This is a genomic window from Bacillus sp. HNG, from assembly GCF_003400205.1.
In the GTDB taxonomy this organism is placed as follows: Bacteria; Bacillota; Bacilli; order Bacillales; family Bacillaceae_L; genus Ferdinandcohnia.
Genome location: NZ_QUQV01000001.1, coordinates 617,932 through 641,689, shown reverse-complemented (window position 1 = coordinate 641,689; position 23,758 = coordinate 617,932). Strand labels below are relative to the sequence as shown.

The window sequence follows — 23,758 nt, the reverse complement described above, 5'->3', positions numbered from 1 at the left end:
TCTTTTCTTAAAATAAGTGCCGAAATAAGAGTAGATTAGGCATCATAATTGTCCCAGTAGCTGGTGAGTTTTCTTGCCATTAATGAAGAACTGCTAAAAATAAATAAGAGTAGGATTTCCGGTTATCCAAAGAAAAAGCTCTTCTTTTTCGTATTTGCAGACTTATTAGCGGAATCTCTCCGTCTATTTAGGCTCTTTTCAGTACTTTTTACAGATTAGGCGAAATTTTTCCGTCTATTCACCGGCCTGGGTCCTTAGTTTGTTTTGGTTACTATATTATTAATGACATTAAAAATGACGTGTGAATTAGCACACGTCATTATCCTTATTTGCTCAGGTTCTTCTTTTCAATCAAACGAATTGTTTACTATTTTCTTTCAAAATCATTTCAACTGCTTCTGCTACTGTTTCAACCACGAATTTTGCTTCTTTTTTTACATCATCATGTGCTGTAGACATCACAAAGCTGTAAGGAGTTAAACGAAACATAGGAATATCATTAAAAGAATCTCCAATACAGGCCATTTCCTCAGGTTTTAAAGAAAGATCTTCAAGAAGTTTTTTGATTGCATTCCCTTTACTAATTTGTTTTGGCATAATGTCCAAGACATGTGTTTCAGAAATGAATATATCAACTTCGTCTTTAAATTCATTCGAAAGTCTTTTGTGAATCTCAATAATATCATTCTCAAAGCCAATTAATGTAATCTTTGAAGGTTTGACTTCGTTAAACTTCGAACCTATTTCAGGATCAATGATGATTGGATGAAACATTCTTTTTTGGACTCCCTCGACGTACTCATTGTTTTCATGTGTGTAATTGGTGTCGTAGCTACAAACAATCGTAACGAATTTTGGGTCTAATACTCTTTTATAAATACTCTCAGCTGTTTCTGTTGTAAAAGTACGAGAAAAAATCGACTTCTCATCAATTGTCGATGCAAAAGCACCATTTTGACTAATGCGATGAAAATTTTGCCCAATCGATGTTAATACTTCTTTTATTTCAGTATCCATTCTACCTGTCGCAATACTGATTTGAAGTCCTTCTTGTAATGCTTGTTTTAAGGCTTCGGCGTCCTCAGATTTGACTGTATTATTTTCCTGTAATAGTGTTCCATCTAAGTCACTCACAATTAGTTTGATCAATGAAAACACCTCCAACTTTAGTTTGTAAATAAATACAATATTTGCTTATTATACATGATAATCGTTACGGACTGGTATCCTAAAGGTTTATGTTTTGTAAAATAACGTCCATTTTATTATAAATTTTGCAAATGAAAAAGATTCTCAATTTTTATTGTTGTCGGATTATGAATCAAATTGTTGAAAAAACTTTGTTGATTGTGCTATACTCTTCGGTGTAAGAGGTTAGGTTGTAAAGGTAAGTGTTTGTCACGACTTCTACATTTCTACATACGCATTGCATTTACGTGTTACTGATACGATCAGGCATGAGTAAAGAAAAAGTAAAAGCTTGAGGAAAGGAGTAGCATCCTCTCCCTAGTGTTTTATTGTCTTTCTCATGCCTTTTAATTTTTGGCGTTTAAATACAGGTATGCGACTCTTTCTTTACATATCTACCGAAAACGAACAAATACTACAAGTAATCATTTTGATTCTTAAATAATTGAAAAGGGGAAATAATCCATGGCAGAAAAAACGTTTAAAGTTACAAGTGAATCGGGAATTCATGCACGCCCAGCAACAGTATTAGTTCAGGGAGCGAGTAAATATAATTCAGATATTCAATTAGAATATAACGGAAAGTCTGTTAACCTTAAATCTATTATGGGTGTTATGTCTCTTGGAATTGGTCAAGGTGCTGAAGTGAAAATTGTTGCTCAAGGTTCTGACGAAGCAGAAGCAATCGCAACTTTAACAGAAATCATGGCTAATGAAGGACTTGGTGAATAATGTCTACTATGATTAAAGGTATTGCTGCTTCTGCAGGGATTGCTATTGCAAAAAGCTTTCGTTTAGAGCATCCTGATTTGACAGTTGAAAAACAAACAATCAGTGATAAAGATGCTGAAATAAAGCGCTTTGAGGATGCAGTTAATCAATCAAAAGATGAATTAGAAGTGATTAAAAATCGTGCAAATGAAGAACTTGGAGAAGACAAAGCAGCAATCTTTTCCGCTCACCTTCTCGTACTAAGTGATCCTGAGCTCATTAATCCAATTAAAGATAAAATCAGTTCTGAAAGTGTAAATGCTGAATTTGCGTTGCATGAAGTTGCAAGTATGTTCATTACAATGTTTGAAGGCATGGAAAATGAATATATGGCAGAACGTGCTGCTGATATTCGTGATGTCACAAAACGTGTACTTGCGCATTTGCTAGGAGTTTCAATCTCGAATCCAAGTATGATTTCTGAAGAAGTAATCATTATTGCAGAAGACTTAACTCCTTCAGATACTGCTCAATTAAATCGTAAATATGTAAAAGGATTCACAACTGATATTGGAGGTCGTACCTCTCATTCTGCCATCATGGCAAGATCGATGGAAATTCCTGCTGTTGTTGGAACAAAGTCTGTTACTTCAACTATTCAAAACGGGGTTATGGTGATTGTCGACGGGCTTGATGGCGATGTTATCGTTGATCCTTCAGAAGAGGTTTTAGCTCAGTATCGTCAAAAGAAAGAACAATATGAAGCTCAAAAAGCTGAATGGGCTAAATTAAAAAATGAAAAAACCGTTACAAGTGATGGAGAGCATGTTGAACTTGCTGCTAACATCGGAACTCCTGAAGATGTGAAGGGTGTTCTTGAAAATGGTGGAGAAGCAATCGGACTTTATCGTACAGAATTCTTATACATGGGGCGTGACCAGCTTCCTACCGAAGAAGAACAATTCGATGCGTATAAAACCGTTCTTGAAAAAATGGAAGGCAAACCTGTTGTCGTTCGTACACTAGACATTGGTGGAGATAAAGAACTTCCATATTTAAACTTACCAAAAGAACTAAATCCATTTCTTGGCTTCAGAGCGATTCGCCTTTGCTTAGAAGAACAGGAAATTTTCCGTACACAGCTACGTGCATTACTTCGTGCAAGTACATTTGGTAACCTAAAGATTATGTTCCCAATGATCGCTACACTTGATGAGTTTAGACAAGCAAAAGCTATTTTAATGGAAGAAAAAGAAAAGCTTGTGGCTAGTGGAACTGCTGTTTCTGATTCCATTGAAATTGGAATCATGGTTGAAATTCCATCCACTGCAGTATTGGCTGATCAGTTTGCAAAAGAGGTTGACTTCTTTAGTATTGGAACCAATGATTTAATTCAATACACAATGGCTGCAGACCGAATGAATGAACGTGTGTCTTACCTTTATCAGCCATATTCACCTTCCATCCTTCGCCTTGTTTCAATGGTTATTGACGCAGCACATAAAGAAGGCAAGTGGGCAGGAATGTGTGGAGAAATGGCTGGCGACACAATTGCGATTCCAATCCTTCTAGGTCTTGGTCTAGATGAGTTTAGTATGAGTGCGACATCCATTTTACCAGCACGCACTCAAATTAAAAAGCTTTCAAAAGCTGAAATTGCAAGCAATAAAGAAAAGATTTTATCTATGAGCACAACTGAAGAAGTTGTTGAGTTTGTTAAAGCGAACTATATGAACTAAAGAAGAAACGAGTCTAGCTTAGACTCGTTTTTTTATGGTCTAGGAAATTATACTATTTATCATTGTGGATAACTTTTATGGGTGTATCCTAGTCCAACTCCAACACCTAGCTCTTCGTGGTCATAAGCCAATCGCTTCGGAAGGCAAAAAGTGCCTTCTATCAGCGCACGTCTTATGCTTGTGGACTTGTACAGGAAAAGGAAAACTTCGAGAACATATTCATCGCACGAAGAAAATGCATAGCATTTTCGAGGTTGTGCTAACTACGTTTGCCACAGGACCAGGACGTGGCAGTATTTAGTAAATGTTCAATTCAACACTTGCGCTTTTGTTCCTTGAAAGGGGTTTTTCCATTCCATTAATAATCCGTAATTACAGGATTCTTCGTCTTCGAGATAGTTTTCAATTAACTGGACCGGCGTACGTCCACAACGGAGGAGAAAGGTTATTACAGGGTCTCGTAGTTCACCTGTCATGACCTTTTCAATGTATTTGTCCGCACTAATTTCTGTGGCGTGCTTTGAGTAGCCGGAAATTCGTCCCCCACCTAATAATCGCTCTAATTTTAAATGAACAACCACCTCATACATCGACTGCATAAGCCATTTACCTAGGCCATATTTTCGGTATGCCGGACTCACACAAATATCTACAATATATAATGTGTTTCCACCAGGGCTATGATTTCGTATATATCCATTATCCGTGATTTCTTCCCATGTATGCCTTGGATGACTAGGATCAAACTGAACAATTAATCCAGTCATGGACCCGCAAATTTTTTCATCGATTTCAACGCAAAGAGCACCTTCAGGAAATAAGGTTACATGATTATGTAATTGTTCTTTATTCCACCATAATTCAGAAGGAAATGGGGGAGGAAAGCTTTCACGTTGAACTTGTATTAAGCCATCAAAATCAGTTTCCCGATAATTTCGAATCACGCACTTTTTCGGTTGATTTTTATCAAACACATACAATTCTTTTTGAAACATGCTATTCACCTCACCACACATTTTACGTTACAAATCGTGTAATGAGAAGGGAAACTATTCGCATTTTTGACTCGTTTCAAAAAACTCATCAACCACTTCTTCAATTAAGCTAGGCACGGGCTGTTCTCCTGTAAAAGAGAATGTCAATTCCTTGATAAATTCACCATCCCGATATACATGGATTGCCCCTTTTTGACTAATCACACTGTATTCTGTTTCAAACCGATAGCCATCACGGTCAATTGCACCCATTTTCATCGCTCCTTTTCACTTTCATGATGTTCTTATTGTTCCTTATTGTTGAATAAAAAAGTACATATTTTTCATAAAACACGCCAATTTAATGATGAGGAGGTATTAGCTATGCCAGACAATGATCGAGATTATCATGCACGAGACCCACATTTTGATGGGAGATATGAGGGAGTTATCAATGATGATGTGGCAGGAAATAAAATAGGGATTAGGTCTGATGTGAACCCCGAAAACATGGTTCAACCGAAAAATCCTTTTAATATGAAGCCTAAAGTTGATAAGGAAATGAAAAAGTTTCAGGATATGTTTGAAGAGAAATGACATGAAGAAAGCCAGCAACCTTCAATAGTTGCTGGCTTTCTTATTTGTAATGGTGAACTTAGCACCAAGCAGCTCCAACGATGATTAGAAGGATGAATAGCACAACAATCAACGCAAAGCCTCCGCGAAATCCGTAGCCACCATAACCGTAACCACAGCCACCGTAACCAAATCCTGGGTATCCATATCCAAATCCCATAACACATCTCCCTTTCTTTTTTATAATGAATCTTTAATTTACTTAAAGAATTACCATCCTACATAAGCAGATCCTACAATAACCAATAAAATGAACAATACGACAAGCAAAGCAAACCCTGTTCCATATCCTACTCCACCACTCATTTAGAACACCTCCATATATCTATTTGTTATATCCTATGGAAAAAGCACAGAGTATGTAAGGTACAAATCCCCAATTTTCCTAGATTTTTTTTTAGTCTTGCTACATTTTAAAATATGGTATGATGAAAATAAAAGGCTCTTTTCTAAAAGATTGCTGCTATGGGATAAACCAAAATTATTGATGGAAGTGGAAGGTGGCGACTCCTGCGGGAAAAGCGTGAGACTTGAGACCCCACAGGAGCGATTAGCGACGAGGAGGCTCAAGCCACGCCCGCGGAAAGCGTCCACCTGCAGCGGTAATCAATAGTGTCAAAAACAACAAAGTTTATGAAAACAGCCAAATAAAAAAACGAGGGAGTTAATATGATGGTACATAAAAATGTCTTACCTAGTAACACGGTAGTTGGGTTTATTGGAATAGGTGTGATGGGAAAAAGTATGGCTGGCCATATCCTTTCAAAAGGATATAAAGTACTCGTCTATACACGTACAAAGGAAAAAGCGGCTGAACTTGTTGAACAGGCCGCAGTTTGGAAACAGTCAGTAGCAGAAGTGGCTCAAGAAGCAAGTATTGTCATTACAATGGTTGGATATCCGTACGATGTGGAGGAGGTCTACCTAGGTGAAAACGGACTTTTGGCACATGCAAACAAGGGAACGTACTTTATTGATATGACAACCTCGACTCCTTCTTTAGCAATCAAAATTTATGAGGCTGCAAAACAAAAAGGCATGCATTCCTTAGATGCACCTGTCTCCGGTGGAGATGTCGGTGCAAAAGAAGCAAGATTGGCCATTATGGTAGGTGGCGATCGTGATGTATTTGAAGCATGCAAGCCACTTCTAGAAATAATGGGACAGAACATCGTATACCAAGGACAAGCGGGTTCCGGCCAACATACGAAAATGTGTAATCAAATTGCGATTGCTTCAAATATGATTGGTGTAGCGGAAGCGATGGTCTATGCGAAAAAATCTGGCCTTGATCCTGAAACAGTATTAAAAAGTATTTCAACAGGTGCCGCTGGAAGTTGGTCACTAAGCAACCTGGCTCCTCGGATGATCGCTGGTAACTTTGAACCTGGTTTCTTCATTAAACATTTTATTAAAGACATGGGAATCGCTCTTGAAGAGGCCAAAGCAATGGGAATGGAAACACCAGGTCTTGAGCTTGCGAAACAAATGTACGACGAACTAGCTGAAAAAGGGGAAGAAAATAGCGGCACCCAAGCCATCTTCAAGCTCTGGGAATAAAGGGTTCGATGGATTCAGAGACCCACGATTCTGCTATCGGCTATCTAATTATATTTATTGACCGTATCTTTTAGGAATTGGCCGAAAAATCCTACTAATAGCCGTATTTTATAACTTATGACTATAAATACGTTTGGCAATTAACTCACTTGCCTATTTTTGTATAGAAAAACCCTTAGAGAAGAAAATAAGGATGATAATCTCTAAGGGGGTGCACTTTCTTATGGCAAAACGAAATAAAAAGAATGATCCCGAACAAAAGAACAAAAAAGGTTTTGATTCGGCTGTAACGGATACTGAATTCGGGAAAGAGTTGGGTAGTGCAGCAGCAAACAAAGCGCACAAGAAAAAAGCAAAAAAAGAAAAAGCGTCTAAAAACAATGGAAAATACGAAGGTGGACTTTAGTTCCTCACCTACCAAATTCGACAAGTATATGAACTTGTCGAATTTTTTTCTGCATCCATCCATAAATAAACGTAAAATCTAGGTCACTCTACGACCTAGATTTTCGCATTTTGACAAACTCCAAAAAATATTGGGAATTTTGCTGAATTTTCTTTATAATAATAATAAAACAGGTCTTTCTACCTATGGATATGATTTAGCCCCTAACTTAATGTAATAGTATAGTAAAAAAATGGTTACACCTACCAACATACACGTACAGAATACTTCCAAATTCATATACAAGATTGACCATAACGACGAAATAAGTGATAGAGAGGTGGGGGTTCAATAGATGAGAACAGGAAATTCACAAAGTGCTCCGGAACATGTATCGGCAACACCTTCATCTGTTAATCTTGTATTAACAGTGACTGTAAATGGTCAAATTCTTTATATTTCTAGCAACTGTAAAGATGTTTTAGGCTACACAAAAGATATGTTAATTGGAACTTCAATCAAAAATATCATACATAAAGATGACCGGTTCATGCTTGAAAGTTATTTTTTCAACAAACAACAACAATCAGCATGTGCACTAAGAGTGTTGAAAACTAATAATGATGTTATCTGGTTCGAGACTATTGTTGAGCCTATCTTTGACACCACGTCTTGCGAATATGAAGAAATTCTTTTAAAAATGAACGTGTTAGTGGATCCCGCAAATGACTGCATTATTGAGGAGAACAGCCCTAATACGTTGTTATCGTCGCTTTTTCCGGATAAGACTTTCCCGATTACTAGGTTAGTTGATGCCCCTATTTTAATAGATGAAGCTCCATTTCCAATCATTATTGCAAAATTAGGTCAAGTCGTGTATTTGAACAGGGAAGCAGCTTCCTTATTAGAAATTCAACACCCGGATGAGGTAATTGGGAACACAATTTATCAGTTTATAGACGAAGAATTCCACGAAGTGGTGGGTAAACGAATTGAGCAGCTTCAGAGTGGATTTCGTTTAGGTATAATTGAACAAAGATGGAAGAAACAAAACAACGAAAAAATTTATGTGGAAGTGAAGGAAGTTCCGATCTACATCCATGATGAAATCTATGAGTATATCGTTTTGCACGATATCTCATCACGAAAGTCATTCCACGATATCATCCATAGAAGCCGTGAACGCTACCAACGAATTATTCAAAATTCAATCGATACCATCGCTGTCATTTATCAAAATAATTGGGTGTTTATCAATGACTCAGGTGTAAAAATGTTTGGGGCTAACAGCTATACAGAAATGTTAGGGAAAAATATTTATACCTTTCTTCATCCAGATAATCATGACCAAGTCAGAGAATTCATCGGTATTGTAAATTCCGAAAAGAAGGAAGTTAATTTTAGTAAACAATCATGGTATACGTTTCAAGGAAAGCAAATTTATACAGAATTAATCGGCATACCAACCACATATTTCGGGGAAGCAGCCGTTCAAGTCATTATTCGAGATATATCTGACCGAATAAAAGCAGAGGAATTAATGATTAAATCTGAAAAACTATCTATTGCCGGACAGCTTGCTGCGGGAATTGCGCATGAAATAAGGAATCCATTAACCGCAATCAAAGGATTTTTGCAATTGTTTAATGATGAATTCCAAGGGAAACAGAATTATTTTGACATTATTTTTTCTGAATTAAATCGCATTGAATTAATCTTAAGTGAGCTTTTGCTATTGGCAAAGCCGTCCGAAATAAAATTCAAGAATAAGGATATCCGGATTATTTTGCGTGACGTTGTGACACTTCTTGAGACACAGGCCATTCTGCAAAATATTCAAATCAATATTGATTTTGTGAATGAAGATTCGATTATTACCTGTGATGAAAATCAGATTAAGCAAGTCTTCATCAACCTCATTAAGAATTCCATAGATGCGATGGAAAATGGCGGAACAATCATTATTCGCACAAGGGTTACAAATGACTTCATCTATATCTTATTTATTGATGAGGGGTGTGGCATTCCAAAATCCATCCTTGACAGAATTGGGGAGCCTTTTTATACAACGAAAGAAAAAGGAACAGGCCTTGGCCTAATGGTAAGCTATAATATTATTGAAAACCATAATGGAGAAATTACCGTAGATAGTAAAGAAAACGAAGGCACAACCTTTAAAATAAAGCTTCCGCGGATAAACGAAACGGTGTAGCTACTGAAGGCTGCACCGTTTTTGTGAAAAGAAATGGCTAGTGCATCTCGCACTAGCCTATTATTTATTGTAAAAAATGATGTTGGGACAGTAACATATTATATTGTTTTGTAAGTTTCATAAATAAAGTTTCATCTCGATCAATTAGTGATTGGTCAATTTGTTTAAGCAACTGTTCTTTCTTAAAGGAGGCCTGTGATTGGATGAGAACCATTTCTGCTACCTTCTCATACATCTCTTCATCAGGCGTTTGAGGTATAACAACTACTTCATTTTTTTGCTCTTTGTTAAAATGGTCCATTACGTAATCACTCCTTTTGATTTTTCGCTTATTTGTAAAAAACGTTGGTTTACCTATAAGCGTCCCTAGATACTCCATGCTATTTTAGGAAACTATTGCATCATCTAGTTGTCTTTCTATTATGAAGGGAAAACGGTAAAAAGTAAAGTATTTTTTAGAAAATTTAGATATGTCAGAACTTAGTTGAATTGGAAAAACGTTGTGATAAGTGTTAGAGATTAAGAAAAAATGGGTTACTTTCCTAATTTACATCATAGTATGATATGAGGACTTTTTATAAAAGGGAGGTACCTGCTATGAATCAACCATATGGTGGATATCAAATGAATCCGTATAACCGAGCAGTTCCACAATATTATTATCCAAATTATCCCGTTAATGGCTACCAACAAGCTTATTATATAAATCCAAACACACCGGAAAATCAAAAAAGACAAACAGAAGAGTTTCAAAACGTGTGGAAAGAAGTACGAAAATATGTAAAACCTCATTATGATGAATTAGCAGAATTTAATGTTAACCGAAGAATGTCTCGGTATATAGCGATGCAGCTTGTAATGTTTACACTTATGACTCAAAATCAATTTTCAGGGTCTCTAGATCAAAAGGTAAATCAGGCCTATCGTGCTTTTCAGAATCAAGCTAATTGGATCTTCGTTGTGCTGGGCCCATATCGCATTCCAGAGCAGGTTCTTCAACGGATTATGAAGTCGATTATTCGACTTACTTATGAAAATATTGGCTACACTCCTGAAAAAAATTGGAGCGATTGGGAGGACCTTGGGGGTTACCTAACATCAGGACCGTCGGCTACGGTTCCTGGAAGAAACCAATTAGATGTCTATGTACGTGGAAGAAATCGGGTCCTCTACCGCCGGATGTGGGACGGATCAAACTGGACAGATTGGGAGGACCTTGGAGGATCTCTCACTTCTTCACCGGCTGCCGTGTCATGGGGACCAGGGCGAGTAGACGTTTTTGCGCGTGGTGATAATAACCATTTAATTCATAAATACTGGGATGGCTCATCATGGAGTGAGTGGGAGGATTTAGGAGGAGTTCTTTCGTCATCGCCTGCTGTTGCATCGTGGGGGGAAAATCGACTAGATGTATTTGGCAGAGGTACGGATCGCCATCTTTATCATAAATATTGGGATGGTTTGGAATGGAGTGAGTGGGAGGATTTAGGCGGTGTCTTAACTTCAGCACCTGGTGCCGTATCATGGGGACCTAATCGTATCGATGTCTTTGCTAGAGGAGAGAATCGAGCTCTTTATCATAAGTATTGGGATGGCTCGAACTGGAGCAATTGGGAGGATCTTGGTGGTCAATTAACCTCAAGTCCTGCTGCATCTTCAAGAAAATCTAATAATCTAGATGTTTTCGTAAAAGGCACAGATAATCATCTGTATTTAAAAAATTGGGACGGAAGTAGTTGGAGTGAGTGGGAAAATCTTGGTGGAACATTAACCTCCGAACCATCCTCTGCCTCATGGAGTCGCAATCGAATTGATGTCTTTGCAAGAGGAGAAAACAATCAACTGATCCATAAATGGAAAGCATAATTTTAGGTAGCAGCAATCCTCCACTATTGATGGCGGGAATGCAGAAGAATAACTAATTCAGAGTTTGATCTTGTATGCACTAAGGAGTTGTAAAAATGCCAAGATATGTATGGGGAGTGGATTCGGCGGCAACAGCCGATGAAGAATTATATACGTGTGTGAAAAGTAAATTTGGAAACCCGAAATTTTGGGGGAGATATTTAAGTGAAGTGCCAAATGTTTCACACGCCTTAACAAGAGAAGAAATTTCATTTTTACGAAATCGTGGAATTAAGGTTTTGCCGATTTATAATGTTTTTTCTGATGCGACTAGCTATGAAAAAGGACAGCTCGCTGCCCGAAATGCCGTATTTAATGCAAGACGTCTCGGTATTCCCAATAATGTAGCTCTGTTTGCAAATATCGAGCGCTTTTTTGCTGTAGATGAAGCGTGGATTCGCGGGTGGGTGGAGTCTATTTACCCAACCGGTTATCGTCCAGGTATTTACCATGATCCAGTCGAAGGCGATTTTTCCAATGCATATTGTGAGGCAGTTCGAAAAAATAAGCAGGTTGCAGTCCAAACCATATTATGGAGTGCTGAACCTGAGCCTGGGGTGTCGAAGGAACGAAATGCGCCCTCCTTTAGACCAGTGTCACCGAAATGCAAAGCAAATGTATGGGTATGGCAATATGGAAGAGACGCCCAAGAATGCCCGATTGATACAAATTTAGCCGATCAACGCACCTTAAATTACCTCTATTAAAAAACCAGGTACATACACCTGGTTTTTTCTTTGGACTTATCGATAACTTTCTCCTAATTTTTTGAATACGGGTTTTTGGTAGGTTCGTTTGTGTGGTGATTGAGTATTTTCTATTTTTTCTTCGATTCCAACGTATTGCTGCAGAAGGCTTTTAGCTAGAGAAAGTGATAGATGAGTTTTTGGGTTGCGATATGTCTGGTTCAACTTTCCAAGGTGTGGCAGGCGTGAGAAGTCTTCTTTTGTAGGAGGCATGTGAAAATAATAATCCCCTGCTGAAATTAAAACATCAGATTGCTGTTGACTATTTTTCGGATTTCTGGAAAAATGAAGCCCTTCTTTTTTGGCTTTTCCTTCTAAGATAAGCTTTTCTAGGGCTTTGCGCTTAAGTAAATATAAATACTTAGGGTTTGTTGCTGTTTTAGCATGACGATTCACAACAAAGATAGCACGAGCAAGGTTGTCCACAGTTGGTTCAAGCGGGGTTTGATTTACCTGTTTTTTCATACTTTCTCTCCTTTCTATCTTTTATTATACTTGTAGTAGTGAATTTTGACAAATTCAATAGCATGTATACGATACATAGTATGTTATCAATTGATATATTAAAATAGTTCTATTAAAAATAAAGGTTTTTATCGATATATGCAGAAAGATTTACTATTACATGAAAATAGGGAATGGTATTATGAACAGAATGAACAATGTCATCTTAAAGGATGATCAATTTAGCCGTTTTGATGATAAAATCGAAGCAATCATCTTTGAAATTATCCTTAAGCATATCAAGGATTTAATATACGTTATGAAAGTAGAGGACAACGGCAGCTTTTCCTATGTTTTCTTAAATGAAGAAGCCAAGGGGCATGCAAAATTAACGAGTGACAGTCTAGGGAAAACACTTCACGAGGTATTACCATTTGAAACTGCAGATCATCTTCATGAACAATACATGTCTGTTATGGTGAAAAAAGAACCAGTCTCTTTTCAGGATGTGGTTGTTTTAGCTGATAAGCGTGTCGTTCATGGAGAATCTATCCTAACACCGATATTTGATGACAATGGTGATATTACATTTATCGTAAGTGTTACACGTGATATCTCTGCTAGAGTTGCCGATAAAGAAATGATAACGTACATGGCCTATCATGACCCACTTACAGGATTGCCAAATCGTAGTTCATTAAAAGAGGACTTAGATGACGCAGTAGAAGAAGCACAAATGAAAAATCAAAATCTAGCATTAATGTTTATTGATCTTGACCGTTTTAAATTTTTTAATGATTCAATGGGGCATGTTGCTGGCGATCATCTATTAAAAGAAGTGGGTAAACGATTAGCTTCTATTAGTGAAAAAAGCTATAAGGTGTTCCGCCAAGGTGGGGACGAATTTATTGTGATCCTACCAAACACATCCAGAGAACTTTCTGAACAATTCGCTCAAAACGTGAACAGAGCTTTTGAAAAGCCTTTCCGATTAGAAGCAAAGGAGTTTTTTATATCCGCTAGCATCGGCATTAGTCTCTTTCCTACAGATGGAAGAGATGGCGACTCACTCATAAAAAATGCTGATACGGCTTTGTATCGGGCGAAGGAATTAGGGAGGTCACTTTATCAATTTTATAGTTTAGACTTACAAAAACAAACAACTCATTTGATGCAACTGGAGACAGGTCTTAGAAAAGCGATCGAAAAAAAAGAACTTGAAATCTATTACCAACCACAGTTGGATCTGAGTACAGATAAAGTGACTAGCTTTGAGGCGCTTTTACGGTGGAAGCATCCGGTTCTCGGGTTCGTGTCACCAGCTGAGTTTATTCCAATTGCGGAGGATACAGGTCTTATTTTATCAATTGGAGAATGGGTTATTCAGACGGTATGTCGAAAACTAAAGCAATGGAAAGAGATCGGGTATGGTTCAGTTTCGATTTCAATCAATTTGTCACCAAAGCAATTCCAGCAACCTGAATTAGTGACAATGATTCAACAAAATATCGAAGAAAATCAAATCTACCCAGGATGTCTTGAATTTGAGCTTACAGAAGGGGCTATGCAGGACCCGAAAAGAACGTTGCAAACCCTCGCAAAATTAAAACAGATTGGTGTACGAATTTCGGTAGACGATTTTGGAACTGGTTATTCTTCCTTAAGCTATATTAAAGAACTTCCGATTGATACACTTAAAATTGACCAATCCTTTGTTAGGGATGTGCTTCGTGATGAGAAGGATGCTGCGATTACAACAACGATTATTCACTTAGCACAGAGCCTGGGTCTTTCTGTTATTGCAGAGGGTGTAGAAGTAGAACAACAGGTAGAATTTTTCAAAATTATGGGTTGTCATAAGGTACAAGGCTATTTCTTTAGTAAACCCATTCCAGAAGATGAAATGGTTGAACATTATCTCAAAAACAAGTAGAGATAGTAAAAGAGGATGTCATTGTGACATCCTCTTTTCGCTAGGTAGCAACTAATGTAAAAAAAGAGATTTCGGGTTTAGCAAGAAAACGTAGTGGTAATCTTGTTGTCCCAAGCCCTCGATTGACATAAAGGAACATATTAGTTGGCCCAATTAGGTGATCACCTTCAACGTAGATACTACCAAGCGGAGGGGTAATCAGTGGGCCGAAAAATGGAATTTGGATTTGGCCACCATGACTATGACCTGATAATTGCATATGAGCTCCAACTTCTTCTGCGCGCTCGGCAATATCTGGCTCATGTGCAAGCAGAATGGTAAAACTCGAAGAATCTACGTTTTTAAACGCTTGTTCAAAATTAGGGCGACCCAACATGACATCATCTAGCCCAACAATTGTAATCTTAGAATCCTCTATGAAAATTTCCTCCGAGCTATTCATTAAAAGAGTAAAACCCGTTTGATTCATCATTTCTTTATATATTTCCGATCCATAGCCTCCATGGTCATGGTTCCCATAAATTGCAAATTTTCCAAGGGGTGCTTCTAAACGTTCAAGAATCGGAATAAGGTGGTTGGTAGCAGCGTATTTATTAGGCTCATCCATTAAATCGCCTGTAAAAAACAGAAGGTCAGGCTTGAGATTATTTATTTTATCTACGATATTACTTAGTTGCTCTAAAGAAAAATAGTGCCCAACGTGTGTATCACTGAATTGAACTATTTTTATATGATCGAATTTCGTCGGAATGGTAGGATGCTTAATAATGTGCCTTGAAACTTCAAGTTGCTTCGGTTCAATATAGCGGGCATAGCCATACCCGATTGAAGAAGCGATAATTGCTGTTGAAGTAGTAGCTAACGCTCTTTTTAAAAATTGTCTTCTTGTATATTTTTTAGACATCCTAACCGCCAACCTATCTATCAAATCATTTGAAGTCATGACACTAGTGTAGCATATTCATATTCAAATAAATTTTAAATATGTATTACACATGTTAAAATGGTATAATAAAAAATGAATAGTCATTCATTTTATGGAGGGGATAGGATGAAGGGGAAAGTTGTAATTGTGACAGGGGCATCAAGTGGTATGGGGAAATATATGGCAAAGAGGTTTGCAAGTGCTGGAGCCTTTGTTGTTATTACAGGTAGGACACTTGAAAAATTGGAAGAGACGAAAAAAGAAATTGAAACCTTTCCAGATCAAGTTCTTATGGTTCAAATGGATGTAAGAGAGCCGGAGCATGCCCAGCATATGGTTAAGGTAACTGATGAAGCATTTGGTCGAATTGATTATCTCGTAAACAATGCGGCAGGGAATTTTATCTGTCCTGCTGAAAAGCTATCGGTGAATGGTTGGAATGCTGTCATCAATATTGTATTAAACGGAACATTTTATTGCAGCTCCGCGGTTGGAAAGTATTGGATTGAAAAGAATATCAAGGGCAGTATGATTAATATGGTCGCTACATATGCTTGGGGTGCTGGTGCCGGAGTGATTCATTCAGCAGCAGCAAAAGCTGGTGTGTTATCCATGACGAGGACACTTGCTGTTGAATGGGGAAGTAAATATGGAATCCGTGTTAATGCGATTGCACCTGGCCCGATTGAACGTACAGGTGGAGCGGAAAAACTTTGGGAATCAGAAGAAGCAGCAGGACGAACGCTTGGAAGTGTGCCATTAGGACGATTAGGAACACCAGAAGAAATCGCAGAACTCGCCTATTTTTTATTATCCGATCATGCAGCTTATGTGAATGGGGAGTGCATTACGATGGATGGCGGTCAGTGGCTAAATCAGCATCCATTTTAATAGATTCAGAGATTAAAAAGATCACGACTTGTGGTCTTTTTTTAGTATGTAGATTGTCAAAATTCTTTCTTTTTTTCACTGGATTAATGAATGAATTGTTTGTATACCGTTTATTGTGTCAAAATATGCAACTATTTAACGAACGATTGATACCCATAGGATGAAGAGAAATTGTTAAAATGATGGTACTTGTACAAAGACAGTCTAGCAAGGAAGGGATGATATTTTGAACAAGCGAATTGTACTACTACTCATAATCATTTGTTTAATCGGACTCGTTACTGTTCCAGTGGCTACAGCATCATCTAATCAACCTTTACCAAAAGAACAAGCGTTCACACTTCTACAAGAAGCCTTTCAAGCACAATCTTCACTAACACTAGAATTTCGTACATATGATGAGGTAGAGCAAATCCTCGCACCTTATTTTCATGAGGACTATGCAGCAACCTTTTTAGAGGAGAATTTAATGAAGGAAGAAGAGGGGTATATTGTATATGGCTCCGATTTTGCCTTATACTTTGTTCCGTTTTATTCCTATACCGACGAAACAAAAATTCTATTTGATCAGCAAGAAAATAAAATGTATGTCTATGAATTATTCAAAGCTCCCGAATCAGGACCAGTTTCGTATAAAGATCATTATGAAATCATCACGCTTGAAAAAATAAATTCAAATTGGGTGATTACTGAACTAGCTATGGAAGATGAGCCCCCTTTTGTAAAAGAGACCAAGAGGGAAGCGGTCAAGGGAAATGAAAAGGCTAAAACGGATACATCATTTTTAACTTGGAATCCGTTTAAAACAACGATTTATTCCTTACTTGAGATGGACAATCGCACCCCGTTACAATCGGGATGCTTTAATGGAATATTTTAAAACCTTTAAAATAGAAATCCCAATGGGATTTCTATTTTATTTTAAGAGATAATCTACAATTCCCATCGAACATATATCAAGGTCGAGTTCAATTATTTCGTATACGTCATGATTCCTTGGTACATTCCGTTCATCAAGATAGGAGGTAACCTTTTTTAAAATCAGTTCCTTGATCCTATTTTTATGCTCACTTGGACTTGCTGAAGGATGTTCAGCAAATGATTGTTTCCCAGCATTAACAAAAATCGGCAACCAAAAGGAGATCTGTTTATATACCTCATTCACATTTGTTGTCATCCCATAATGACCAAAATAAATAGTTGTAACTTGTAGCGATTTTATTTTTTCAACGGAATCTAACATCGCATCAGGCCGGAATTGATTGGGTGAGGTGGAAGGCAAAAAGAGCTCAATATCATCTTTTACAAGTTCATGATAATAAACACCAATTGTATCACCGGTAAAAACACCGTTACTGACAGGATCAAAAATGCTGAAATGATGATTAGAATGCCCTGGTGAATCATAAAAAACAAGTGTACAATCTGGTCCAATTGTCAGCTCTGCTCGGTCTTCCTTCACAATTAGTTTTTCTGCAGAGATGGGAATGATTGGATGAAATAACCTATCAAAGTCCTCCCCGTATACTGCTTTTGCACCTGCCATTAAACGGCTAGGATCAGCTAAATGTCTAGCTCCTTTTGGATGCACAACCACTTTTGCATTTGGACAGTGCTGTAAAAGGAGTCCTGCACCTCCTGCGTGATCTAAATGAATATGAGTTACGATAATATACTCTACTTCATTTGGATGAATGTTGAGTTCTTTTAACCCTTCTAAAATGTAAGGAACGGACGGACTAGCACTTGTTTCAACAATTGTAATTTTTTCTTCTTTAATTATGTAAGAACCCGTTCTAGCTTTCCTTCCCAAATCATGTGCATCAATTAAAAATATTCGCTCATTTAGTTGCGTAAGATTTGTCATGTTTTCCTCCCAATTTTTTATTGTTTCATGGCTAATTTTATTGTATTGTTACATAGTAGTTATGTAAAGGTATTGAATACAATATTCTGATAATATTACTCCGTTCGAAAAATGTGGATAGAAGAATGGATATTGCTCAATCCTAAAAGAAACAGGCTTTACGCATACGAAAGGAGAGGCACATATGTCACAGTTGCAAGGAATCATTACTCGCCTTATCAGCCTTCAGGAAAATGCAAATGGTGGGGAGCCCCCTCAACGTTTTTTTGAAGTGAATGGTGAAAGAAAGTGCAGTGTAAAATATTTTAACAAAACAAGTACATTTGAACTTGAAGTATACCAGCCAGGGGAAAAACCAAAAACATATCAATTCGATAATATTGATATGATCGCAATTGAAATTTTTGATTTAATTAGCTAAACATCATTGTAACGGTTCGGCGCATTGCCGGACCATTTTCTTTTTAAGCGACCTTTCATAATACCCCAGTTGCAAAATAATACAAGTTATCCCTATTAAATTATGGTAAAATAAAGGGGGATCATGAATAATAGTAAACTGGGAACATATGAAAAATAATTACGATGTGAGGTTGTGAGGCTTACATGTTTGGTCTTCAAAGTGAAAATTTATTTGAAACAACAATTAATGACATGATTATTCCTGCGGATAAAGTTGCCCATGTTCAAATTGGAAACAGCCTAGAACACGCACTTTTAGTCCTTACGAAAACCGGTTATACCGCCGTTCCAGTATTAGACCCAAAATATAAACTACACGGATTAATCAGCTCAACCCATATCCTAGACTCAATCCTCGGATTAGAACGAATTGAATTTGAACGTCTAGAGAAAATGAAGGTTGAAGAAGTAATGAATAGGGAAATCCCGAGGTTGAACCTTAATGACAATGTTTTAAAAGGCCTTCATCTAGTCATTGATAACCCATTTGTTTGTGTAGAAAATGATGAATTAGTATTTGAGGGGATTTTTACCCGTCGCGCAATCTTAAAACAATTGAATAAACAACTTAAAATTAAATAAAGTTCAAATTCCTCCATTTTATAGTGGAGGTTTTTTTTGTTATTAATGAAATTTAATAGTAAATAAATTATACTATAAGTAAAACTTATGCTTGTAGGTTAGGGAGGAACAAGTGTGCAATTTTCCGAATTTCAATTATTAGTAGTGCTTGCATCTGAATTAAATATGAGAAAGGCTTCAGAGCGCCTATTTGTTACTCAGCCAGCGCTATCTCAACGTCTTCAAACGATTGAAAAAGCGTGGAATACAAAGATTTTTATTCGTTCCCAGAAAGGGCTAACGCCTACACCTGCGGGAGAAAAGATTATAGATTTTGCAAAAGAGGTTGTAGAAAAAGAGGAGAAAATAAGGGAGCAGCTGCAAGGGCTAAATCAAGAAGTGCATGGGACGCTAAAAATTGCGTGTGCTTCCATTATAGGGCAAAATTGGCTTCCAAAGGTTTTAAAGAAATATGTAAATAAATATCCACATGCAAAAATTTCACTAATTACTGGCTGGAGTAGTGAGATTTTAAAAAATCTATATGATGATACTGTCCATATTGGAATCATTCGCGGTAAACCTGATTGGAAGGGTGCCAAACACCATTTATTAACGGACACGATGTATATGGTTGATAAAGAAATCCAAAAAATTGAACAGGTGTGGGAAACCGATCGACCGTTTATACAATTTAAAAGTGACTCAACCTATTATCAAGAAATCCAAGAATGGTGGCATCGCACCTTCCAGTCAACACCACGCCGAACAATCGTAGTTGATCAAATTGAAACGTGTAAACAAATGACCTTAAATGGAATTGGATATGCCATTTTGCCATCTGTCACATTAAATGATGAGGAAACGAAAAACATCTATAAAATCCCGTTAATGAATGAAAACAATGAACCAATGAAACGGGATACATGGCTGGTTGGCTATGATTATGCGTTTGAACTTAAGCAGGTTCAAGCATTTGTGGAAATGATCAAGGAAAACGTGGATTCTTTATAAATTTATCCTCACAATGAATTCAATCTTCAAATATGTGTAGAATAATCACAGTATGATTGTGACAAATTACATATATGAGGAGGTGGATGATTAATGGCGAAAATTGGAGTTGAAGGCTCTTTAACAAATGTTCAGCAAGCTCTTCAAGAAAAAGGCTATGAAGTTGTTCAGTTAAAACAGGAAAGTGATGCACAAAACTGCGACTGCTGTGTTGTGACAGGTTTAGATTCAAATGTGATGGGTATAGCTGATACTGTCATGAAAGGGCCGGTTATTGAAGCAAATGGCCTATCTGCTGACGAGGTTTGTCAACAAGTGGAGAGTCGCTTAGGACAAGCGTAAAGGACAATATAGAAGAAGAAAACGACTAGGTACACCACCTAGTCTTTTTTATGCTTCATTTTATAAATGTTGTTAAGATTGTATTCATTTTTGAAAATATGACAAGATATTGCTTACATCAATAGCAGAGTCTTTGTTAGTAGCCCTTTCAACCCAAATGGTTTAATCAAAGTCTAATTTGGTTATACAAGATATTAGTGTAAATGTTATCAATTAACTTATAAAATAGTTGGAGGTCTTACATATGGCAGAACGTATGGTAGGTAAACAAGCTCCTCGTTTTGAAATGGACGCTGTTATGCCAAACAAAGAATTTGGTAAAGTAAGTCTTGAAGAAAACATGAAAAATGACAAATGGACTGTATTGTTCTTCTATCCAATTGATTTCACTTTCGTTTGTCCAACAGAAATCACTGCAATGTCTGATCGTTTTGACGAGTTTGATGATTTAGATGCTGTTGTTATCGGCGCTTCTACTGATACAATTCACACACACTTAGCTTGGATTCACACTGACCGCAAAGACAATGGGTTAGGTGATCTCAATTATCCATTAGCTGCTGACACAAACCACACTATTTCTAAAGAATATGGCGTTCTAATCGAAGAAGAAGGTGTTGCACTTCGTGGTCTATTCATCATCAGCCCAGAAGGTGAAATGATGTATTCAGTCGTTAACCACAACAATATCGGTCGTGACGTTGACGAAACCTTACGTGTTCTCCAAGCACTTCAAACAGGTGGACTCTGCCCTGCTAACTGGAGACCAGGTCAAGCTACACTAAATGTGTAAGGCTATCATTAGCAGGGACTAACATATAGTTTGGCCCTTTATTCCATAAGTTTGGAGGATAACGCTATGAAATTACGTGAACAAATGCCTGAGCTTGAAGGTGCAAAGGCTTGGTTTAATGGTGAGGTTCATAAGTCTGACCTAGTTGGTGATAAGCCTACACTCATTCATTTCTGGTCAATCAGCTGTGGTCTATGTAAAGAAGCCATGCCACAAGTCAATGAATTCCGCGACCAATATAAAGACAAATTAAATGTTGTGGCAGTTCACATGCCGAGATCAGAAAATGATCTTGGTTTAGATGAAATCAAGCAAGTAGCCCAACAACATAACATCACACAACCCATTTTTGTTGACAGTGATCTTAAACTAAATGATAAATTTGAAAATCAATATGTTCCTGCCTATTATGTGTTTGATAAAGAAGGTAAACTTCGTCACTTCCAAGCGGGTGGAAGTGGAATGAAAATGCTAACGAAACGTGTTAATCGTGTGTTAGAGGAAACAGAGAAAGCAGACCAGGATTAATGGTAGCATCCAAGACCAAGTCATTTTTTGACCTGGTCTTGTTTTTTTATCTCTCTATAGAAAAAATTTAAGATTTTCTGATAATGCACTAGTAATTTATTTCGAAAACCGATATATTATATGTTACGTAGTTTTTTAACATTTTCTTCATGTTTTTGGAAACACCAAGGGGGGAGTTTAATGGAGACCTTTAAGAAATTAAAGGGGTTTTATTGGCCGTATCGTAAGTATTTTTTCTGGTCATTATTTGCAATGATTTTTGTGACAGGGATTACAGTTGTGTATCCAATTGTGCTTCAGTTAACAATTGATGAAGTTTTTCGAGCGGGTAACTATCAGCTTGTACCATATCTTGCCCTAGGTTTCGTTGCTATTATGGTTATTAAGGGGGTAGCTACATATTTTAACCAATATCTAGGTGATTTATTTGGAATAACTGCTGTATATAGGGTAAGAAATGCATTATATGAAAAACTTCAACGATTATCGTTTAGCTACTATGACAATGCGAAAACAGGGGATCTGATGTCACGCTTAACAGCAGATGTAGAAGGGTTTCGATTCTTCCTATCTTTTGGATTTGCAGAGTTGCTTCGTTTTGCTCTATTAATTGTCTTTAGCTTAATGGTCATGTTTTCCTATTCTGTACCACTTACTTTCGTGACAATTATGGCATTGCCATTTTTAGCGATTGTTGTCTATCGCTTTGACAAACGTGTTCACCCTGCTTTTCGTAAGGTTCGAAAAACCTTTGGTCGCCTGAATACAAATGTCCAAGAAAATATTAGTGGCATAAATACAGTAAAATCATTATCACGTGAAGAGTATCAAATCAATAAGTTTAATCAGTCCAACGAGGGCTATCGTGATGTATCACTTGCAACTTCTACGATTTGGGCGAAATTCTTCCCATTAATGGAGTTTATCGGTAATGTCTGTGTCGTTGCGCTTCTTTCATATGGAGGATATTTAGTTATTGATGGTGCAGTTTCACATGGTGAACTTGTCGCCTTTTTTAGTTTAGTATGGTACTTGCTTAATCCAATCATGAACCTTGGGTTTATTATCAACATGTTTTCACAAGCAAAAGCGTCAGGAGAACGCCTTTTAGAAATTCTTGAGGCTGATGAGAAAATTGTTGACCGAGACGATTGTGTCACGAAAGAAAAATTACAGGGTCATGTTGAATTTAAAGATGTTACCTTAAAATATACAGAGGATGATGAGGCAGCCCTTGAATCAATATCATTTACTGCTGAACCAGGCAAGGTAGTTGGCTTAATTGGGGCTACCGGTTCTGGAAAAACAAGTATTACTCAGCTGATGACGAGATTTTATGAACCAGTAAAGGGTCAAGTGTTGCTTGATGGTAGAAACATAACCGATTATTCAATCCAAACCTTAAGAAGTAATATTGGTTTTGTAATGCAAGAGTCGTTCTTATTCTCGTCAACAATCCGTGCCAATATAGCTTATGGAAAACCGAATGCAACCATGGAAGAAATTATTGATGCAGCAAAACGAGCGCAGGCACATGAGTTCGTCATGGAGCTTCCAAATGGTTACGATACGATGTTAGGTGAACGCGGTATGGGATTATCAGGAGGTCAAAAACAAAGGATCGCCATTGCTCGATCCATCTGCATTGACCCAAGTATTTTAATTCTTGATGATGCCACAAGTGCAGTCGATATGGAAACGGAATTCAAGATTCAGCAGGACTTAAAGGAAGTTATGAAAGGACGTACAACATTTATCATTGCTCATCGTATCTCTTCCCTGAAACATGCTGATGAAATTTTAGTATTAGATAATGGTGTCATCGTGGAACGTGGAACTCACGAAGAATTATTGAAAAATGAGGGACCATATCAACGTATTTATGAAATTCAATTTAAGGATCAAAAAGTGGTCCTTCAGTCACAAGTCGGATAGGTAGGTG

At 37.3% G+C, this 23,758-nt stretch carries 26 protein-coding genes and 1 pseudogene; 18 read left to right on the top strand and 9 right to left on the bottom strand.

From position 1 onward, the window contains the following. Positions 1-351: 351 nt before the first annotated feature. Positions 352-1,149 (bottom strand): HAD family hydrolase, encoded by a 798-nt coding sequence (locus tag DZB84_RS03070; RefSeq protein WP_189655122.1) that lies wholly within the window; start codon positions 1,147-1,149, stop codon positions 352-354. Between the two features lie 504 nt (positions 1,150-1,653). Here DZB84_RS03070 and DZB84_RS03065 point away from each other — a divergent pair. Further along, a complete protein-coding gene (locus DZB84_RS03065; protein WP_116350766.1) occupies positions 1,654-1,920 on the top strand; it encodes a phosphocarrier protein HPr in 267 nt (88 codons plus the stop codon). After that, positions 1,920-3,638, top strand: coding sequence for a phosphoenolpyruvate--protein phosphotransferase (ptsP, locus tag DZB84_RS03060; protein WP_116350765.1), 1,719 nt, complete (start codon positions 1,920-1,922; stop codon positions 3,636-3,638). Before DZB84_RS03065 ends, ptsP begins: the two co-directional genes overlap by 1 nt. A gap of 308 nt (positions 3,639-3,946) precedes the next feature. Here ptsP and DZB84_RS03055 read toward each other — a convergent pair whose 3' ends face one another. Beyond that, complete coding sequence (locus DZB84_RS03055; protein WP_116350764.1) at positions 3,947-4,633, bottom strand: GNAT family N-acetyltransferase; 687 nt, start codon at positions 4,631-4,633, stop codon at positions 3,947-3,949. A 54-nt stretch (positions 4,634-4,687) separates the two neighbouring features. Beyond that, positions 4,688-4,885 carry a YbxH family protein gene (locus tag DZB84_RS03050; RefSeq protein WP_116350763.1) on the bottom strand — a complete coding sequence of 66 codons (198 nt, stop codon included), beginning with the start codon at positions 4,883-4,885 and terminating at the stop codon, positions 4,688-4,690. A 111-nt stretch (positions 4,886-4,996) separates the two neighbouring features. Here DZB84_RS03050 and DZB84_RS03045 point away from each other — a divergent pair, with 111 nt between their 5' ends. Continuing rightward, positions 4,997-5,209, top strand: coding sequence for a hypothetical protein (locus DZB84_RS03045; RefSeq protein ID WP_116350762.1), 213 nt, complete (start codon positions 4,997-4,999; stop codon positions 5,207-5,209). Positions 5,210-5,267: 58 nt separating this feature from the next. Here the strand turns inward: DZB84_RS03045 and DZB84_RS25600 are convergent. Beyond that, positions 5,268-5,351 (bottom strand): annotated as a pseudogene (locus DZB84_RS25600) (YjcZ family sporulation protein); the annotation flags it as partial. 107 nt (positions 5,352-5,458) lie between these two features. After that, positions 5,459-5,554: a YjcZ family sporulation protein gene (locus DZB84_RS03035; protein WP_116350760.1), complete on the bottom strand. Its 96-nt coding sequence runs from the start codon at positions 5,552-5,554 to the stop codon at positions 5,459-5,461. A gap of 366 nt (positions 5,555-5,920) precedes the next feature. Between DZB84_RS03035 and DZB84_RS03030 the strand changes: the two genes are divergently transcribed. From DZB84_RS03030 to DZB84_RS03020, 3 genes are all read left to right on the top strand, one after another. Then, complete coding sequence (locus DZB84_RS03030) at positions 5,921-6,808, top strand: NAD(P)-dependent oxidoreductase (RefSeq protein ID WP_116350759.1); 888 nt, start codon at positions 5,921-5,923, stop codon at positions 6,806-6,808. Between the two features lie 223 nt (positions 6,809-7,031). After that, entirely contained in the window at positions 7,032-7,214 is a 183-nt protein-coding gene (locus DZB84_RS03025) for a hypothetical protein (protein ID WP_116350758.1), read from the top strand. 334 nt (positions 7,215-7,548) lie between these two features. Then, positions 7,549-9,405, top strand: a complete 1,857-nt coding sequence (locus tag DZB84_RS03020; RefSeq protein ID WP_116350757.1) for a PAS domain S-box protein — start codon at positions 7,549-7,551, stop codon at positions 9,403-9,405. 64 nt (positions 9,406-9,469) lie between these two features. On the opposite strand, the gene DZB84_RS03015 is transcribed toward DZB84_RS03020, so the two are convergent. Next, positions 9,470-9,706, bottom strand: coding sequence for an IDEAL domain-containing protein (locus DZB84_RS03015; protein ID WP_189655121.1), 237 nt, complete (start codon positions 9,704-9,706; stop codon positions 9,470-9,472). Between the two features lie 296 nt (positions 9,707-10,002). Here DZB84_RS03015 and DZB84_RS03010 point away from each other — a divergent pair, with 296 nt between their 5' ends. Together DZB84_RS03010 and DZB84_RS03005 are read left to right on the top strand one after the other, a co-directional pair. After that, complete coding sequence (locus tag DZB84_RS03010; RefSeq protein ID WP_116350755.1) at positions 10,003-11,271, top strand: PLL family lectin; 1,269 nt, start codon at positions 10,003-10,005, stop codon at positions 11,269-11,271. A 95-nt stretch (positions 11,272-11,366) separates the two neighbouring features. Further along, positions 11,367-12,017 (top strand): glycoside hydrolase domain-containing protein, encoded by a 651-nt coding sequence (locus DZB84_RS03005; protein ID WP_116350754.1) that lies wholly within the window; start codon positions 11,367-11,369, stop codon positions 12,015-12,017. A gap of 36 nt (positions 12,018-12,053) precedes the next feature. Here DZB84_RS03005 and DZB84_RS03000 read toward each other — a convergent pair whose 3' ends face one another. Continuing rightward, positions 12,054-12,521: a YkyB family protein gene (locus DZB84_RS03000; RefSeq protein ID WP_116350753.1), complete on the bottom strand. Its 468-nt coding sequence runs from the start codon at positions 12,519-12,521 to the stop codon at positions 12,054-12,056. Between the two features lie 181 nt (positions 12,522-12,702). Here DZB84_RS03000 and DZB84_RS02995 point away from each other — a divergent pair, with 181 nt between their 5' ends. After that, a complete protein-coding gene (locus tag DZB84_RS02995; protein WP_116350752.1) occupies positions 12,703-14,433 on the top strand; it encodes a sensor domain-containing protein in 1,731 nt (576 codons plus the stop codon). A gap of 40 nt (positions 14,434-14,473) precedes the next feature. Here DZB84_RS02995 and DZB84_RS02990 read toward each other — a convergent pair whose 3' ends face one another. Further along, complete coding sequence (locus DZB84_RS02990) at positions 14,474-15,337, bottom strand: metallophosphoesterase (protein WP_116350751.1); 864 nt, start codon at positions 15,335-15,337, stop codon at positions 14,474-14,476. A 147-nt stretch (positions 15,338-15,484) separates the two neighbouring features. Between DZB84_RS02990 and fadH the strand changes: the two genes are divergently transcribed. Both fadH and DZB84_RS02980 read left to right on the top strand, forming a co-directional pair. Beyond that, positions 15,485-16,249: a 2,4-dienoyl-CoA reductase gene (gene fadH / locus DZB84_RS02985; protein ID WP_116350750.1), complete on the top strand. Its 765-nt coding sequence runs from the start codon at positions 15,485-15,487 to the stop codon at positions 16,247-16,249. Between the two features lie 226 nt (positions 16,250-16,475). Beyond that, positions 16,476-17,129, top strand: a complete 654-nt coding sequence (locus DZB84_RS02980; protein WP_189655120.1) for a DUF3993 domain-containing protein — start codon at positions 16,476-16,478, stop codon at positions 17,127-17,129. 36 nt (positions 17,130-17,165) lie between these two features. Here the strand turns inward: DZB84_RS02980 and DZB84_RS02975 are convergent, their stop codons facing one another. Then, the gene (locus DZB84_RS02975; protein WP_116350748.1) at positions 17,166-18,116 is read right to left on the bottom strand and encodes an MBL fold metallo-hydrolase; all 951 of its coding nucleotides are present in this window, start codon (positions 18,114-18,116) and stop codon (positions 17,166-17,168) included. Positions 18,117-18,300: 184 nt separating this feature from the next. Here DZB84_RS02975 and DZB84_RS02970 point away from each other — a divergent pair, with 184 nt between their 5' ends. The 7 genes from DZB84_RS02970 (at position 18,301) to DZB84_RS02940 (ending at position 23,751) form a co-directional block, all read left to right on the top strand. After that, entirely contained in the window at positions 18,301-18,537 is a 237-nt protein-coding gene (locus DZB84_RS02970) for a YkuJ family protein (protein ID WP_116350747.1), read from the top strand. 185 nt (positions 18,538-18,722) lie between these two features. Continuing rightward, positions 18,723-19,160, top strand: a complete 438-nt coding sequence (gene cbpB / locus DZB84_RS02965; RefSeq protein ID WP_116350746.1) for a cyclic-di-AMP-binding protein CbpB — start codon at positions 18,723-18,725, stop codon at positions 19,158-19,160. Positions 19,161-19,274: 114 nt separating this feature from the next. Beyond that, positions 19,275-20,153, top strand: coding sequence for a transcriptional regulator CcpC (gene ccpC / locus DZB84_RS02960; RefSeq protein ID WP_116350745.1), 879 nt, complete (start codon positions 19,275-19,277; stop codon positions 20,151-20,153). Positions 20,154-20,246: 93 nt separating this feature from the next. Further along, positions 20,247-20,495: a YkuS family protein gene (locus DZB84_RS02955; protein ID WP_116350744.1), complete on the top strand. Its 249-nt coding sequence runs from the start codon at positions 20,247-20,249 to the stop codon at positions 20,493-20,495. Positions 20,496-20,739: 244 nt separating this feature from the next. After that, positions 20,740-21,288, top strand: a complete 549-nt coding sequence (locus DZB84_RS02950; protein ID WP_116350743.1) for a peroxiredoxin — start codon at positions 20,740-20,742, stop codon at positions 21,286-21,288. A gap of 66 nt (positions 21,289-21,354) precedes the next feature. Beyond that, positions 21,355-21,816, top strand: a complete 462-nt coding sequence (locus DZB84_RS02945; protein WP_116350742.1) for a TlpA disulfide reductase family protein — start codon at positions 21,355-21,357, stop codon at positions 21,814-21,816. A 180-nt stretch (positions 21,817-21,996) separates the two neighbouring features. Continuing rightward, positions 21,997-23,751 carry an ABC transporter ATP-binding protein gene (locus DZB84_RS02940; protein ID WP_116350741.1) on the top strand — a complete coding sequence of 585 codons (1,755 nt, stop codon included), beginning with the start codon at positions 21,997-21,999 and terminating at the stop codon, positions 23,749-23,751. Positions 23,752-23,758 lie beyond the last annotated feature (7 nt).